13 protein-coding genes are annotated in these 15,293 nt (G+C 64.3%); 7 read left to right on the forward strand and 6 right to left on the reverse strand.

Going from position 1 to position 15,293, the window contains the following annotated elements; genetic code table 11:
• Positions 1 to 39: 39 nt before the first annotated feature.
• Together AC788_RS16065 and AC788_RS16070 are read right to left on the reverse strand one after the other, a co-directional pair.
• The gene (locus AC788_RS16065; protein WP_049861580.1) at positions 40 to 966 is read right to left on the reverse strand and encodes a 2-hydroxyacid dehydrogenase; all 927 of its coding nucleotides are present in this window, start codon (positions 964 to 966) and stop codon (positions 40 to 42) included.
• 311 nt (positions 967 to 1,277) lie between these two features.
• On the reverse strand, positions 1,278 to 2,357 hold the full coding sequence (locus tag AC788_RS16070) for a tartrate dehydrogenase (RefSeq protein ID WP_049861581.1): 1,080 nt from the start codon (positions 2,355 to 2,357) through the stop codon (positions 1,278 to 1,280).
• 131 nt (positions 2,358 to 2,488) lie between these two features.
• Here AC788_RS16070 and AC788_RS16075 point away from each other — a divergent pair, with 131 nt between their 5' ends.
• From AC788_RS16075 to AC788_RS16085, 3 genes are all read left to right on the forward strand, one after another.
• Positions 2,489 to 3,406 carry a LysR substrate-binding domain-containing protein gene (locus tag AC788_RS16075; protein WP_049861582.1) on the forward strand — a complete coding sequence of 306 codons (918 nt, stop codon included), beginning with the start codon at positions 2,489 to 2,491 and terminating at the stop codon, positions 3,404 to 3,406.
• A 382-nt stretch (positions 3,407 to 3,788) separates the two neighbouring features.
• Positions 3,789 to 4,826, forward strand: a complete 1,038-nt coding sequence (locus AC788_RS16080; protein WP_049861583.1) for an ABC transporter substrate-binding protein — start codon at positions 3,789 to 3,791, stop codon at positions 4,824 to 4,826.
• Positions 4,827 to 4,839: 13 nt separating this feature from the next.
• Entirely contained in the window at positions 4,840 to 6,513 is a 1,674-nt protein-coding gene (locus AC788_RS16085; RefSeq protein WP_049861584.1) for a GMC family oxidoreductase, read from the forward strand.
• A gap of 118 nt (positions 6,514 to 6,631) precedes the next feature.
• On the opposite strand, the gene AC788_RS16090 is transcribed toward AC788_RS16085, so the two are convergent.
• Positions 6,632 to 8,059, reverse strand: a complete 1,428-nt coding sequence (locus tag AC788_RS16090; RefSeq protein ID WP_049861585.1) for an aldehyde dehydrogenase family protein — start codon at positions 8,057 to 8,059, stop codon at positions 6,632 to 6,634.
• A 361-nt stretch (positions 8,060 to 8,420) separates the two neighbouring features.
• Here AC788_RS16090 and AC788_RS16095 point away from each other — a divergent pair, with 361 nt between their 5' ends.
• The 4 genes from AC788_RS16095 to AC788_RS16110 all read left to right on the forward strand — a co-directional run bounded on the left by AC788_RS16095 (position 8,421) and on the right by AC788_RS16110 (position 12,283).
• Positions 8,421 to 9,368, forward strand: a complete 948-nt coding sequence (locus tag AC788_RS16095; RefSeq protein WP_049861586.1) for a LysR family transcriptional regulator — start codon at positions 8,421 to 8,423, stop codon at positions 9,366 to 9,368.
• Positions 9,369 to 9,507: 139 nt separating this feature from the next.
• Positions 9,508 to 10,212 (forward strand): HAD-IA family hydrolase, encoded by a 705-nt coding sequence (locus AC788_RS16100; protein ID WP_049861587.1) that lies wholly within the window; start codon positions 9,508 to 9,510, stop codon positions 10,210 to 10,212.
• A 46-nt stretch (positions 10,213 to 10,258) separates the two neighbouring features.
• Positions 10,259 to 11,542 carry an NAD(P)/FAD-dependent oxidoreductase gene (locus tag AC788_RS16105; RefSeq protein ID WP_049861588.1) on the forward strand — a complete coding sequence of 428 codons (1,284 nt, stop codon included), beginning with the start codon at positions 10,259 to 10,261 and terminating at the stop codon, positions 11,540 to 11,542.
• A gap of 75 nt (positions 11,543 to 11,617) precedes the next feature.
• Positions 11,618 to 12,283 carry a cupin domain-containing protein gene (locus AC788_RS16110; protein ID WP_236690535.1) on the forward strand — a complete coding sequence of 222 codons (666 nt, stop codon included), beginning with the start codon at positions 11,618 to 11,620 and terminating at the stop codon, positions 12,281 to 12,283.
• Between the two features lie 72 nt (positions 12,284 to 12,355).
• On the opposite strand, the gene AC788_RS16115 is transcribed toward AC788_RS16110, so the two are convergent.
• From AC788_RS16115 to gabT, 3 genes are all read right to left on the reverse strand, one after another.
• Positions 12,356 to 12,847, reverse strand: a complete 492-nt coding sequence (locus AC788_RS16115; RefSeq protein WP_043191751.1) for an Lrp/AsnC family transcriptional regulator — start codon at positions 12,845 to 12,847, stop codon at positions 12,356 to 12,358.
• A gap of 38 nt (positions 12,848 to 12,885) precedes the next feature.
• On the reverse strand, positions 12,886 to 13,572 hold the full coding sequence (locus AC788_RS16120) for a hypothetical protein (protein WP_049861590.1): 687 nt from the start codon (positions 13,570 to 13,572) through the stop codon (positions 12,886 to 12,888).
• 216 nt (positions 13,573 to 13,788) lie between these two features.
• On the reverse strand, positions 13,789 to 15,081 hold the full coding sequence (gene gabT, locus AC788_RS16125; RefSeq protein WP_049861591.1) for a 4-aminobutyrate--2-oxoglutarate transaminase: 1,293 nt from the start codon (positions 15,079 to 15,081) through the stop codon (positions 13,789 to 13,791).
• Between the last annotated feature and the right edge of the window lie 212 nt (positions 15,082 to 15,293).

Raw genomic sequence — 15,293 nt, forward strand, 5'->3', positions numbered from 1 at the left:
CCTGTGGCAGCCCGGTATGTGGCTGCCACGGGTTTGCCGCTAATAGCCGGCGCCCGGTTCCACCAGACCGACCATGACCTCACCTCGTTGATGCCTGCGGATATTCTCCAGCAGCACCTCGAAGGCTGAGTGCGGATCGGTCATGGCGCCGATGTGCGGGGTCAGCCAGATTTTCGGATGGTCGAGGAAGGGGTGATCGCTGGGTGGCGGCTCTTCTTGCAGCACATCGACGATTGCATGGGCCAGATGGTCCGAGTCCAGCGCCGCCAACAAGTCGGCTTCCACCAGATGACCACCACGGCCCAGGTTGATCAGGCTCGCGCCCGCGGGCAGCGCGGCGAATGTCCGGGCATCGAGGATGCCGGCCGTGTCGCTGGTCAGGGGCAACAGGCACAGCAGGATGTCGCAGTTGCCCAGGAACTCCGGCAACTGTTCGCGGCCGCCGTAGCAGCGCACGTCCGGGAGGGTCTTGAGTGTGCGTGACCAGCCACTCAAGGCGAAGCCGAACGGACGCAGCGCTTCCAATGCCGCCTGGCCCAGGTTGCCCAGGCCCATCACACCCACCCGACGCTTGCTGGCGGCCTGCAGTGGATGGGTCTTCCATACGCCTTGGCGCTGTTGCTGCAGGTAGGTTGGCATCTGTCGATGCAGGCCCAGCACGGCGAAGCCGACGTACTCGATGATGCCTTGGGCGATGCCGGGGTCGAGCATGCGCACCACGCTGACCGATGCAGGCACATGGGCAAGGTCGAACTGGTCGACCCCCGCCGAGGTGGCGAAGACTACCTGCAAGTGCGGGAACCGCTCATACAGGTCCGCAGGCGGCTGCCAGGCCGCGAAATAGCGCACCTGCGCCGGGTCGCCGATGTCCGGCCAGAAGCGCAGGGGGATATCCGGTGCGTGCTCGGCGAACAAGGCTTTCCAGGCCGACGCACGCTCGTCGGGGACTTTGAACAGCAGCGTCATAAGGCGGGCTCTCATGGACCATCGGGGTTTACACCGACGATGCCAGATCGCGGCGCAACATTCTCCCGAATCGAGCGGGTCAAACAGAACAGTCGTCCGTAAGAGCGGTGCCGTGTGGGAGCAGGACTCTGTGGGAGGGGGGCTCTGTGGGAGCGGGCTCTGCCCGCGAAGGCTTCACTGCGGTATACCTGAAACACTGCGGTGCCTGTTTCGCGGGCAGAGCCCGCTCCCACAGGGGGGCTGGGGTGCGTCAGAGGTATCGCAGCGCTTGTTTCGGGGGCAGAGCCCGCTCCCACAGGGGTACTGCGGCGTCAGCAGGCGGCGGCGATGGCCTCGCCCAACGCGCGGGGGGTACCGGTGCCGCCGATATCGGCGGTGAGGGGCGCCTGTTCAGGGCCCAAGGGCAGGACCTTTTTGTTGGCCGCCAGAACCGCCGCACCAGCCTCCGGATGGCCGAGGTGTTCGAGCATCATGGCGCCGCACCAGATCTGCCCGATCGGATTGGCCACGCCCTTGCCGGCGATGTCCGGCGCCGAGCCGTGCACCGGTTCGAACAGGCTGGGGAAGGTGCGCTCCGGGTTGATGTTGGCCGACGGCGCAATACCGATGGTGCCGGTGCAGGCCGGACCCAGGTCGGAGAGGATGTCGCCGAACAGGTTGCTGGCCACCACCACATCGAACCAGTCCGGATGCAGCACGAAGTTGGCCGTGAGAATGTCGATGTGGTACTTGTCGACGTTGACGTCCGGGTACTGCTTGCCCATTTCGGCCACGCGTTCGTCCCAGTACGGCATGGTGATGGCAATGCCGTTGGATTTGGTCGCCGAGGTCAGGTGTTTCTTGGGTCGGCTTTGCGCCAGGTCGTAGGCGAACTTGAGAATGCGATCCACGCCAACGCGGGTCATCACCGTTTCCTGGAGAACGATCTCGCGGTCGGTGCCGGGGAACATCTTGCCGCCTACGCTGGAGTACTCGCCTTCGGTGTTCTCGCGCACCACCCAGAAATCGATGTCGCCAGGCTTGCGATTGGCCAGTGGTGCCTTGACCCCAGGCATCAAGCGGCAGGGACGCAGGTTGACGTACTGGTCGAACTCGCGGCGGAATTGCAGCAGCGAATCCCACAGCGAAACATGGTCGGGCACCACATCGGGCCAGCCCACGGCGCCGAAGTAGATCGCGTCGTAGCCCTTGAGCGTCTCGAACCAGTCATCGGGCATCATCTTGCCGTGGGCCAGATAGTAATCGGCACTGGCGAAGTCGAACCAGTCCCACTGCAAGTGCAGGTCGTGGCGGGCGGCCACGGCGTCGAGCACGCGAACCCCTTCGGGCATGACTTCCTTGCCGATGCCGTCACCGGGGATCACCGCGATCTTGTAAGTGGACTTGCTCATGCTGCACTCCAGTCATTGATGCATGTCATTGATGCATGGGTTGATGAACCTGTGGACTCAGTGTAATCAGTGTTCAAGGATTAATAATTGGCCTGCCGGTTAAGCCATTCTTAGATTCAGGTAAACAATCCATGAGCATGATCGATGACCTGAGCTTCTTTCAGCAGGTGGCGACTCGCGCCAGCCTGACCGACGTCGCGCGCCACTTGGGTCTTTCACTGCCGGCGGTGAGCAAGCGTCTGAGCCAGCTGGAGCAGCGCCTGGGCGTGCAGTTACTGCAACGCACGACGCGACGCTTGTCGCTGACCCCCGAAGGCGAGCTGTACCTGGAGGGCGGGCGGCCGATTTTGCGCCAGCTCGATGAACTGGAAAGTGCGCTGGGTACGCGTCAGCCGACGCTGCATGGCCGGTTGCGGATCAATGCCACCCTGGGCTTTGGCCGCAGGCACCTGGCCCTGGTGGTCTCGGCATTTGCGCACCTGCATCCTGAATTGGGGGTTTCCCTGGAGCTGAGCAGCCAGCCGATGAGTCTGCTCGACGATCAGTTCGACCTGGGTGTGTTCATGGGCGAGCCGCCCGATTCACGGCTCATCGCCATCCGTCTGCTGGAGAATCCGCGGGTGCTGTGCGCGGCGCCCGGATACCTTGAGAACATGCCTGCACCGACCCAGGTGGCCGATCTGGCGGCGCACAATTGCATCGTGCTGCGCCAGTTTGGCAGCGATTACGCCATCTGGCGCTTTCACAAGGACGGCCGCGACTATGCGCACAAGGTCACTGGGACGCTGTCGAGCAATGACGGCGAGGTGGCGCTGGGCTGGGCGCTGGACGGTCACGGTGTGATCCTGCGCTCGCGCTGGGATGTGCAGGCGCATCTGGAGAGTGGCCGGTTGCAGGCGCTGCTGACCGACCACCAGGCGCCGCAGGCCGACGTGTACGCGGTGTACCAGCAACGGCGTCACACGCCCCAGCGCATCGTCGCCTTCGTGCATTACCTGCGCGAGGCGCTTGGCCAACGATTGCCGTTCGCCATGCTGGAACACGGCTGACCGGCACCTGCGTCCTGTAGCAGCGGCGCGAGCCGCGTCCGGCCTGCATGCGGTGGGTCAGGTGTACCGCGGCGTCGGTGACGCGGCTCGCGCCGCTGCTACAGGGGCTCGTTTTGCGTTTGGGGTGTATGCGGTGGGTCAGGTGTACCGCGGTGTTGGTGACGCGGCTTGCGCCGCTGCTACAGGGGGTGTGCCGGGGTTGGGATTCATAACCTGAAATCATGGTGATACTGACTAATGATGCATTGTCGTCCTGGGTTTTCGTCTTGTACCTTCCAGCGATCCCGCTCGGTCGAACAAAAATACAGAACCGGTGCAAACATGGGTTACCCGTCGAGGTTTTTGTCGCTGCCGAATTAATCTAACTACAGGATGATTTGCCATGAAAACCTTGTCTTTCGGTGCTGTTCTATCCCTGTTGTACGTGGCCATGGCGTGCGCAACGACCGCTCAGGCCGAGCAGATTACCTTCGTCTCCCAAGGTGGCGTCTACCAGGAAGCGCAAACCAAGGCCATCCTCGACCCGGCCGCCAAACTGCTGGGTATCACCATCAAGCAGGACAGCGTTCCGGACGCCTGGCCCATGGTCAAGGCCCAGGGCGAAACCGGCAAGCCGGTGTGGGACGTGATCGACACCCCACCTTCGAACTGCCTCCGCGGCGGCCGCGAAGGCCTGATCGAACCGCTGGACTTGGCGAAGATGCCCAACGTAAAGGGCATGCCCGAAGCCTATCGCACGCCGTATTCGGTGGCCTATGAGTTCTATTCCTCGGTACTGGGCTACAACACCAAGATCCTGAAGAAGGTGCCACAGAGCTGGGCCGACTTCTGGAACGTCAAGGACTTCCCCGGCACCCGCGCCTTGCGCAACGACCCCATGGGCACCCTCGAAGCGGCGCTGATCTCCGACGGTGTGCCGCGCGACAAGCTCTATCCGCTGGACGTCGACCGCGCCTACAAGCGCCTGGCCCAGATCAAGCCGGACATTGCTGTGTGGTGGAGTTCGGGCGGGCAGTCGGCGCAGCTGCTCAATGACGGTGAAGTGGACATGCTGATGATCTGGAACGGCCGCGTGGGTGCGGTGAAGAAAGACAACGCCGATGTCGACTTCACCTACAACGACGGCATTTTGCAGAACACCCAGCTGTGCATCCTCAAGAACGCGCCGAACCTGGCCCAGGCGGTCAAGTTCGTCGACACCGCCGTGTCGCCCGAGCTGCAGGCCGACCTGCCCAAGTACATCGACTACGGGCCAGGCAACCCGGCTGCCTTCGCCACCGGCAAGCTCAGCGCCGAACGGGGCAAGGAGCTGCCGAGCTCGCCGGAAAACGCCGCCAAGCAGGCGCTGATGTCCGAAGAGTGGTGGTCGTCGGCCGAAGGCATTGCCGCCAAGGACCGTTGGTTGAAATTCGTCCAGTAAGGCGGCCGCAAGCGTGATCGACTATCTGATTCTCGGCGGCGGCAGTGCGGGCTGCGTGCTGGCCGCGCGGCTGTCCGAAGACCCGAACAAGCGTGTGTGCCTGGTGGAAGCGGGGCGTGACATTGCGCCGGGCAAGATGCCTGCGGCCATTGCCAGCCGGTACCCCGGTCGTGCCTATCTGGATGTACGCAACATCTGGCAGCGCCTGACCGCGCGCATGGCCGCCCAGGGCAGCCGTCGCTACGAGCAGGCGCGCCTGCTCGGGGGTGGCTCGGCGATCAACGCGCTGATGACCAACCGCGGTGCGCCGGACGACTACGATGAGTGGGGACGGCTGGGCGCCGAGGGCTGGAGCTGGGACAGCTGCCTGCCGTACTTTCGCAAACTGGAAAGCGACTGTGATTTCACCGGACCCCTGCACGGTGATGCCGGGCCGGTGCGCATCCGGCGTACGCCACCGGCGTTCCTGTCGCCCTTCGTCAAGGGGGTCATGGGGGTGTTGGCGTCCCGTGGCTTGCCCACTCGGGCGGACCAGAACGGAGAGTGGCAGGACGGCGTCTACGTCGGCGCGATCGGGGTGAGCGAGCAGGGCGAGCGGATTCCGGTGTCGGTGTGCTACCTCACCGACGAGGTTCGTGCGCGGCCCAACCTGACGCTGCGTACCGAGTGTGTGGTGGACCGTGTGTTGTTCAAGGGCACGCAGGCCGTCGGCGCCCGCGTGCTGGATCGGGCTGGCGCGGTCGAGGAGCTGCACGCGGCAGAGGTGATCGTCTGTGCCGGGGCCATCCACAGTCCGGCGCTGTTGATCCGCAGCGGGGTCGGACCGCTGGACCAATTGTTGGACCTGGGCGTGCCGCTGGTGGCCGACCGGCCAGGCGTGGGCGGCAATCTGATGGAGCATCCGTCGATCGCCGTGTCGGCGCTGCTGACCACCCAGGGCCGCACGCCGCACGTCGACGAGCATCACGAACAGGCGATCGTGCGTTTTTCATCCGGGCTGCCGGGCACCGTGCCGGGTGACATGCACGGGGCGATCCTCTCGCGTTCCGGCTGGCATTCGGTGGGTTACCGTTTGGGCACGATGTTCTTCTGGGTGAATAAATCCTACTCGCGCGGACGGGTGCAGGTGACGTCGCTGGATCCGTTGCAGGAACCGGATGTCCGTTTTTCGATGCTGTCCGAAGCACGCGACCTGCAGCGTTTGAAGCAGGCCCTGCGCATGGGCGCCGAGACATTGTCGGCACCGGGCCTGGACCCGTTGCGCTCCGTGGTATTTCCATCGAGCTATTCGCCAAGGGTGGCCAAGGTGGCCATGCCGGGACGCTTCAATGCCTTGCAGCGCGGGGTGTTGAGCCTGCTGCTGGACATTGCCGGCCCCTTGCGCGGATGGGTGGTGCGTGGCCTGGTGACCCAAGGGTTCACCCTGGAAAAGCTGTTGGCCGACGATCGAGCATTGAGCGAATTCGTGCGAGCCAACGTGGGTGGCACCTGGCATCCGTCGGGTACCTGCCGCATGGGCCGGGCGGACGATCCCCAAGCCGTGACCTTGAACGATGGGCGGGTGATCGGCGTGACGGGATTGCGGGTGTGCGATGCGTCGCTGATGCCGGCGATTCCGTGCGCCAACACCAACGTGCCGACCATCATGATCGCCGAGCGCATCGCGGATCTGATCAAGGCTGGGTGACACCGCATTTCTTCAGATGGCTTGCGGTGCCTGGTTCGCGGCCGATGACCGCTCCTACAGTTGGCTTGCAATGAACCGTAGGAGCGGTCCGTGGCCGCGAAAAGGACGCCGCGGTGTTTCAGATCCCCCAGCCGACGATTCCCTTCACCTCAAGAAACGCTTCCAGCCCCCACTCGGCATATTCGCGGCCATTGCCGGACTGCTTGTAACCCCCGAACGGGGCTGCGGGATCCCAGCTTGGGTAGTTGATGTAGACACTCCCGGCGCGCATCTGCAAGGCCACCTGGCGAGCGCGCTCCAGGCTCGCTGACTGTACGTACGCCGCCAGCCCGAACACGCTGTCGTTGGCCATGCGCACCGCGTCCTGTTCATCGGCATACGGCTGGATCACCAGCACCGGGCCGAAGATCTCTTCGCGGGCAATGGTCATCTGCGCATCCACCCTGGCGAAGATCGTCGGCTGCACGTAGTAGCCAGTGCCCAGACCGGCTGGCCGGCCCAGGCCGCCACAGACCAACTGCGCGCCTTCGTCGATGCCGATGGCGATCATCCGCTGGATCGCCCGGTATTGCCGCTCACTGATGACCGGGCCCAGGGTTGTCGAAGGATCGTCGGGCGCACCGACTCGGGGGGTCGATGCCGCCTGGCGAGCGATGGCCACGGCCTGATCGTGCAGCGCGGCGGGCACCAGCATGCGTGTCGGTGCGTTGCAGGACTGGCCGCTGTTGCCGAAACAGCCGTTGCCCCCCGCCGTCACGGCCGCCTGCAGGTCCACATCGTCGAGCAGGATGTTCGCTGACTTGCCGCCCAGTTCCTGATGCACGCGCTTGACCGTCGGCGCGGCCAGGCGCGCCACTTCCACGCCGGCCCGGGTCGAGCCGGTGAACGAGACCATGTCCACATCCGGGTGACTCGCCATGGCGGCACCCACGGTGGGGCCGTCGCCGTTGATCAGGTTGAACACACCCGCAGGCACGCCGGCGTCGTGCATCACTTCAGCGAAAATGAGCGCGTTGATCGGCGCGATTTCGCTGGGCTTGAGGACCAGGGTACAGCCGGCGGCCAGGGCGGGTGCCACTTTGCAGGCGATCTGGTTGATCGGCCAGTTCCAGGGGGTGATCAAGGCCACTACGCCCACGGGTTCCTGGTTGATCAGCGTGGTGCCGCGGCTCTTGCGAAACTCGAAGCTGTCCAGGGTACGCAGCATCTGCTCCAAGTGCCGCTTGCCGATGCCGGCCTGCCAGTCATGGGCCAGGGCCTGCGGCGCGCCGACTTCCTGCATGATGGCGGCGGCGATGTCGTCGTAGCGGGCCATGAAGGACTCGAGAATCCGTTCGAGCAGCGCCTTGCGCTCGGCTGGAGTGGTAAAGGCAAACTCGGCAAAGGCCCGCCGCGCCGCCGCAACGGCTGCATCGACATCAGCCTGTTCACCCAAGGCGATTTCGGCAAAGGCCTGCTCGGTGGCCGGGTTGATCACCGCCAGGCGCCGCGCGCCGGTGGGCTCGACCCAGCGACCGTCTATATAGAACTTCAACGCGTTGTCCAAAATCGCTCTCCACCCATGATGAAAAAAAACGATGCCCGTGCGTACCCGTAGCAGCGGCGCGAGCCGCGTCCGGGGTTGTGCGGTCTGTCAGGCGCACCGCGTGTGCCGCCGACGCGGCTTGCGCCACCCCTGTAGCAGCGGCGCGAGCCGCGTCCGGGGTTGTGCGGTGTGTCAGGCATACCGTGTGTGCCGCCGACGCGGCTTGCGCCGCTGCTACAGGGGACCGCGCACGTGGTTGGGTTTGTGCGGTGTGTCAGGCATACCGCGTGTGTTGCCGACGTGTCGGGCTCGTGGTCAGGATAGGAAGGGTTTCAGTGTCACGGCAATTTACTAATAGTTTTCCCAGGCATAAACTCAGGTCATGTCCAATCTTCGTAGAAAACTGCCCAGTTCCGGCTCCTTGTTCGTTTTCGAGGCGGCGGCGCGTTGCGGCAGTTTTACCCGGGCGGCCGACGAGCTGTGCGTCAGCCAGCCTGCGGTCAGCCGCATGCTGTCGAGGCTGGAAGATCATCTCGGGGTGCAGCTGTTCGAGCGTGTTCGTGGCGGCGCGCGGCTCACTGAAAGCGGGACCATTCTCTATCGCCGGGTCCAGGAAGGCTTCGACACCATCGAATCGGCCATCAGCGAAATCTCCGCCCGCGCCACGGGTATGGAAACCATTACCCTGTCCGTTTCCACTGCGTTCACCACTCACTGGCTGATGCCGCGCATGAGCCGTTTCAGCGAGCGTTTTCCTTCGGTGGACATGCGCTACCAGCTGATGTCCGGGCGTATCGGCGGGCCGTTGATGGATGTCGACCTGGGCATGCGCTACCTCGACGTCGGCAGCGTCAAAGCCGCAGACAGCCTGGTTCTGCCGGAAAGCACCCTGCCGGTGTGCAGCCCTCAATACCGCTCCGCAGTGCCGGGCGGCAAGGGGAAGGGCGCCGCCCCGGCGCTGATCCACATGGACAACCAGGACCGCGCCTGGGCCGCGCCTTTCGACCACGGCGGGCGGATCGACAGTGCCCTGGTGTTTTCCGGTTATGCCGTGGTCGTGCAGGCGGCTTTGCTCGGTCAGGGTATGGCACTGGGTTGGCTCAACGTGGTGTCGCACTGCCTGGCCAACGGGCAATTGCTGCCGGTGGGCGATGCGGTGACCGTCAGTGCCCGGCGCTGCTGCCTGGTGACCCCGGCCAACCGTCCCAGCCGGCCGATCGTCGACAGCGTGCGCCAGTGGATCATCGAAGAGATGCAGGCTGACATCGCGCGAATCGACCTGCTTTACCCTCAGCTGGACCTGGCCGGAAAGATCGCCGAGGCGTCTTGAACCCAGGTATGCCGCGATCGCGGGAAAAACGGTAGGTTATGCCCTCAGGTAAGGACAAAACAGAACATATGGCGATTCACCCGGCTGATAATTGAACCACACCCAGCATCTTCCCTTGGTTCATCCTGCGGAGCGCCCTATGTCATTCAAGCAGTTCAAAGCCCTGACGTTCGATGTTGTCGGCACCCTGATCGATTTCGAAGCCGGCATTCTCAACCATGTGCGCGAAGTGGCCGGTGAAGCGGGCAAGGCGTGCAGCGACGACGACATTCTCAAGGCCTACCGCGAAGCCCGTGCCATGCCCGATTCGGGTTGGTGGCCGGACGACCTGGAGCGCTGCTACCACCTGATCGCCGGCAAACTCGGCCTGCCGGACAACGACGAATATGCCCGCGGCCTGGCCCTGGCCGTGGAAAACTTCCCCGCCTTCCCGGACTCGGTCGAAGCGCTCAAGCGTCTGCACAAGCACTTCAAGCTGGTGGCCACCACCAATTCGCAGATCTGGGCGCTGAACCACATGGCCAAGACCCTTGACGAGCCCTTCGATGTGCGGGTGACGGTCGACGACGTGCGCTTCGAGAAGCCCGATCCGCAGTTCTTCGCCTACACCCGTGGCGTGCTGGCCACGCAGGGCATCGTCTTCGAAGAGATTCTTCACGTCGCCCAGAGCCAGTACCACGACATCGGCGTGGCGATGCGTCTGGGCTACCAGACCTGCTGGATCGAGCGTCGCCACGCGCAGAAAGGCAGCGGCGGCACCCTGGAATCCGAGCACACCAAGCCGCATTACCACTTCACCTCGCTGGCGCAACTGGCCGACGCGGTCGAGCAGGAACTGGGCTGACAACCGCGGCGCTCATCTGGAGCGCCGCCTCTCGTGGAAACCGGCTATGACTGTGAAGAGTTTGTGGGCGGCCACCGCCCGACCGGGGCCGGCACTGCAAGCGCTGCAGGGCGACCGGCAGTGCGACGTGGTGATCGTCGGTGCCGGCTACACCGGGCTCTCGGCGGCGCATCACATTGCCCTGAGCGGTCGCGAGCCGTTGATTCTGGAAGCCAATACCCTGGCCTGGGGGGCCAGCGGCCGGAACGGTGGCGTGGTATCGCCCAAGTTTCGCGTCGGCTTTCCCGCCCTGATGCAGCGCTTCGACCGCGACACCGCGTTGCACATGTACCGCACCGGCTATGCCGCTGTGGACAGCCTGGTGGAAATGGTCGATAGCCTGGGCATCGAAGACGCCCAGCTGCACATGGGTGGGCACATCGCCGCGGCCCACAACGAGCTCGCCCTGACCGGCCTGCGCAACACCGCCGAGTGGATCAAGCGCGAAACCGGCGGCGAGTCGTCACGGATGATCGATGCCGCCCAGGTGCGGGAAATGACCGGATCGAGCATTTTCCACGGTGGGCTGCTGACGCCGAAGGCGGGCGGCATCCACCCGCTCAACTACGCCCGTGGCATGGCCAACAGCCTGTACGAACGGGGCGTGAAGATGTTCATCAACAGCCCGGCGTTGCAGGTTCGCCAAGAGGCCGACCGGGTGATCGTGCAAACGCCTCAGGGTCGGGTCAGTGCCAAACAGGTGGTGTATGCCACCAATGGCTATTCCGACCAGAGCGCCGCGACCGACACCCTGCATCGACGACTGATCCCGTTTCGTAGCGCCATCATCGCCACCGCACCACTGCCCGCCGATGTACTGGCCAGACTCATGCCCGGCGGTCAGGTCTGTGGCGACACCAAGCGCATGCTGCGCTGGTTCCGGGTGGTCGGCGACCGGCTGATCTTCGGTGGCCGCGGCGCGTTCGGCAAAAATGATTCGGACAGTGCCTTCGCCACCCTGCAACGCAGCATGGGCGTGGTGTTCCCGATTCTGCGTGACCAGCCCGTGACGTTTCGCTGGTCGGGCCTGGTGGCCATGACCCTCGATTACCTGCCCCACGCCGGTCAGCTGGACCCGCGCAGCTTCTATGCCATCGGCTACAACGGCGGCGGGGTGGCGATGTCCACTTACATGGGCAAGCAACTGGCGGCCATGACTGCCGGCGAGCCGGTGCAGCTGGGGCTGCTGGCGGGCGATACCTTCAAACCCATTCCCCTGCACGCCTTCCGCGCGCCCGGTGTACGCCTGGCCGCCGGTTGGCAACAACTGCTGGATGCCATCGGCCGCTGAGCCGCGAACCTCATTGCGAAGACGAGCCTTATGCCCCCGATCCTGCATTACTTACAACCTCCTGCGGACCGCCAATTGCCCCTGGCAGCCTTTGCCTTGCAGGACGACCCACTGGCGGCCGGGCGTACCATGCATTTTCATGATCCGCGCACGGGTTATGCCGTGGGTGCCTCGACCAGTGTCGGCGCCAACCTCTTGATCGAAGACTTTCCCTGGGTCGAGTTGGGGATCGTGGAAGCTGGCGAGCTGACCCTGCAAGGCGAGGGTTTCGATCTGCGGTTGAAGGCCGGCGATTGTTTCGTGGTGCCCCGTGGCGTGGCGGTGCGCTGGCAGCATCGGGGGCAGTTGCGCCGCCTGTTCATGGCCTTTCCCGGTTTGCCGCCGAGCAACGACATGCCGAACGCGCCGCTGAAGATCGACTTCACCCAATCACTGTCGCCCAGCGATCCACCGGCACCCACCGTGCTGCTCACGCCGACCCCCAAGGCCTGGAGCGAAACGCTGTTCAGCGCGGCCAATCTGCGCATCGGTCTGTGGCAGTGCGAGGCCTATGCGCGCAAGCAGGTGCAGCCGGGCTACAGCGAGCTGATGTTCATCCTGGAAGGCGCCATGACCCTCACGCCCGAGCAGGGCGAGGCGTGCACGGTGAGCGCAGGGGAGGTCGTGGTGGTGCCGGCAGGCGCGACCAATGCCTGGGCCAGCACGCAGACGGTGCGCAAGGTGTTTTGCATATTGAGTTGAGACCGTGTGACCAGCGGACGCGGCTTGCGCCGCTGTTACAGGGGATGGGTGTGCTGGCTGGCGGTGCGGCTGTCAAACCGCCCGCACCAGACTGCGCAACGGCACGGCGCTCTTGAGCACCGGGCTCTTGATGACGATGTAGCTGAAATACTTGTCGATGCCGATGTTCTTGTCGAGGATCGACTCCATCAATTCCTGGTAGTGCTGGATGCTGCTGCACAGGAACCGCACCAGGTAGTCATACCCACCGCTGATCAAATGGCATTCGAGCACCTCGTCGATGTTGCGGATGCTGGATTCGAACTTCACGAAATCGGCGCGCTTGTGGTCCGACAGGGTCACCTCGGTGAACACCGTGACGGAGCTGGCGAACTTGGCCAGATTGACGTGCGCTTCATAGCCACTGATGTAGCCCGCCGATTCCAGGCGCTTGACCCGTTGCAGGCAGGGGCTGGGTGACAGGCCCACCGCTTCGGCGAGGCTGACGTTGGTCATGCGCCCGTCCTTCTGCAGTTGCACCAGGATATTGATGTCGATGCGATCCAGTTTCGTTGCAGCATCCATGGGGTGAACCTCGTCAAGTCAGAACATGAACGTGGGCCTCAGGCGTGCAATGCCGTTTGATGGGCATGGGCGAGGTCCGCAAGGCTGGCGTACTCACAGCGCTTGCCGTCCAGAGCCTGGGGCGAAAGATTCCATGGCTGGCGATGATCGCGGTGCAGGGTACACACCGGAAAATCCACACGCAGGTTCCATGGGTCATCCGTTTCGGTACTGCGCACCGGCAGCAACTGCGAACGCTCCAGGTCCAGGCGCTGCAGCTCGCTGGCGAGGCTGCTGTGCCAGGCGTCGTTGCAAGGCTCGATGACCGCATCGAATGCCACCGGCAAGCGTTGGGTCAGGGCGCCGACATCGATGCCCTGGGGTGGGGCGATCAGTATCAACCGGTAGAACTTGCTCAGGTATTGCAGGGCGCCGGGTGCGTCTTCGAAGATCGGCCAATGGGCTGACGAGCTACCGAAGGCAACACTTTCATCCCAGCCGGGAATCACATGCAATCGGTGCGCCATGCGTTGGTACAGCTGGCCGTGGAAAGCGCTGGCACTGGCGTTGCCGCCCGCCTGGCCCAGCTCCTGGGCGATCTCGCGATAGGCGTGCAGCAGTTGCTCGTCGCTGCTGGGCGTTCGGCTCTGCACCGACAGGGGTCGCAGGCCTTCGAGAATGCCCCGTTCACGGTCGACCAGGGTGGCATAGGAGAACCCCAGCGCCTTGTACTGTGTGACTTTCATGATTGGCTCCCGAGCGACGGTATGAGTGGCTTCCCTGCAGACTTCTACAGCTTCTCCGGCGTAGGAGCGGTCCGTGGCCGCGAAGAGGTCGCCGCAGTGTGCCAGGTGTACCGCGGCGCATTCTTCGCGGCCGCTGACCGCTCCTACGTTTGGCCCTGATCCCTGTAGGAGCGGTCCGTGGCCGCGAAGAGCGCGCCGCCCGCCCCGCTCCCACAGTCAGGCGCCGGCTTTTGCCAATGCCTTGTCGAGCATCTGCAAGGCCTCTGCCACCTGCTCCTCGGTGGTCACCAGCGGCGCCAGGAAACGCACCACGTTACGGTACAAACCACACTTGATCACCAGCAGCCCCGCATGGCGCGCCTCGTCGATGACCCGTTGGGTAAGGTCGACATCCGGGCTATGCGCGGCATCGTCCTTGACCATCTCGATCGCCAGCATGAAGCCCAGGCCACGCACTTCACCGATGCGGGGGTAGCGTGTCTGCAATGCCAGCAGGCCCTTGCGCAATTGCAACGCGCGTTGCTCGCCCTGGGCCAGCAGGTCCTCACGTTCGAACAGGTCCAGCACCGCCAGTGCCGCCGCGCAGGCCACGGCGTTACCCCCATAGGTCCCGCCCAAACCGCCTGGAGTCGGTGCATCCATCATCTCGGCCCGACCGACCACGCCCGACAGCGGCATGCCACCGGCCAGGGACTTGGCCACGGTGACCAGATCCGGCTGGATACCGGCATGCTGGAAGCCGAACATTTTCCCCGTACGACCGAAACCGGCCTGGATCTCATCGGCGATCAGGACGATGCCGTGTTGCGTGCACAGTGCGCGCAGCGCCTGGAGGAATTCGACCGGCGCGGCCAGAAAACCGCCGTCGCCCTGTACCGGCTCGATCAGGATCGCCGCCACGCGGGCCGGTGCCACGTCGCTGGCGAACAGTTCGTGCAACTGCGCCAGGGCGTCCTCGCTGCTGATGCCGCGGTAGGCATTGGGGTAACTGGCGTGATAGATCTCCGCCGGGAACGGGCCGAAGTTCTGTTTGTAGGGTTGGCTCATGCCGGTCAGGGTCACGCCCAGAAGGGTGCGGCCGTGGAAGCCCCCGCGGAACGAAATCACCGCCGGCCGGTTGGTATGGCTGCGGGCGATCTTGATGGCATTTTCCACCGCTTCGGCGCCGGACGTGAACAGCACCGTTTTGTAGTGCTCGTCCCCGCCGATCAGGGCATTGAGCCGCGCCGCCACGTCGATGTAGGTCTCGTAGGCTGCTACCTGGAAGCTGACATGGGACACCTTGCCCACCTGCTGACGCACCGCCTCGACCACGGCCGGGTGATTGTGGCCGACGTTGAGCACGCCGATGCCGCCGACGAAATCCAGAAAGCGCTTGTTGTCCACGTCCCACAGCTCGGCGCCCTGGGCGCGCGCGGCGACTACCGGGTGGGCGGTGGCGATGCCACGGGGAACGTGTTGTTCACGCAGGGCAAGCAGGCGTTGATTTTCGGTCAGTGCAGAATTCATCTCGATCTCCGTGAGCGCCGAGCGTGGCGGGTGATGTGATCAGGATAAGGAGTGGCGCAAATCACAAGCACCGAAGTTGCGGGCTGTGGTGGGGTGTTTGCCTGTTTTTTGCGGGTGGGGCGGTAGATTCGGTTGTTTGGGTTGTTTGGGTGGTGTGGTGTCAGTGCTGGCCCCTTCGCGGGCAGAGCCCGCTCCCACAAAGACCTGCACAT

It is taken from the genome of Pseudomonas sp. RIT-PI-a (genome assembly GCF_001187875.1).
In the GTDB taxonomy this organism is placed as follows: Bacteria; Pseudomonadota; Gammaproteobacteria; order Pseudomonadales; family Pseudomonadaceae; genus Aquipseudomonas; species Aquipseudomonas coleopterorum.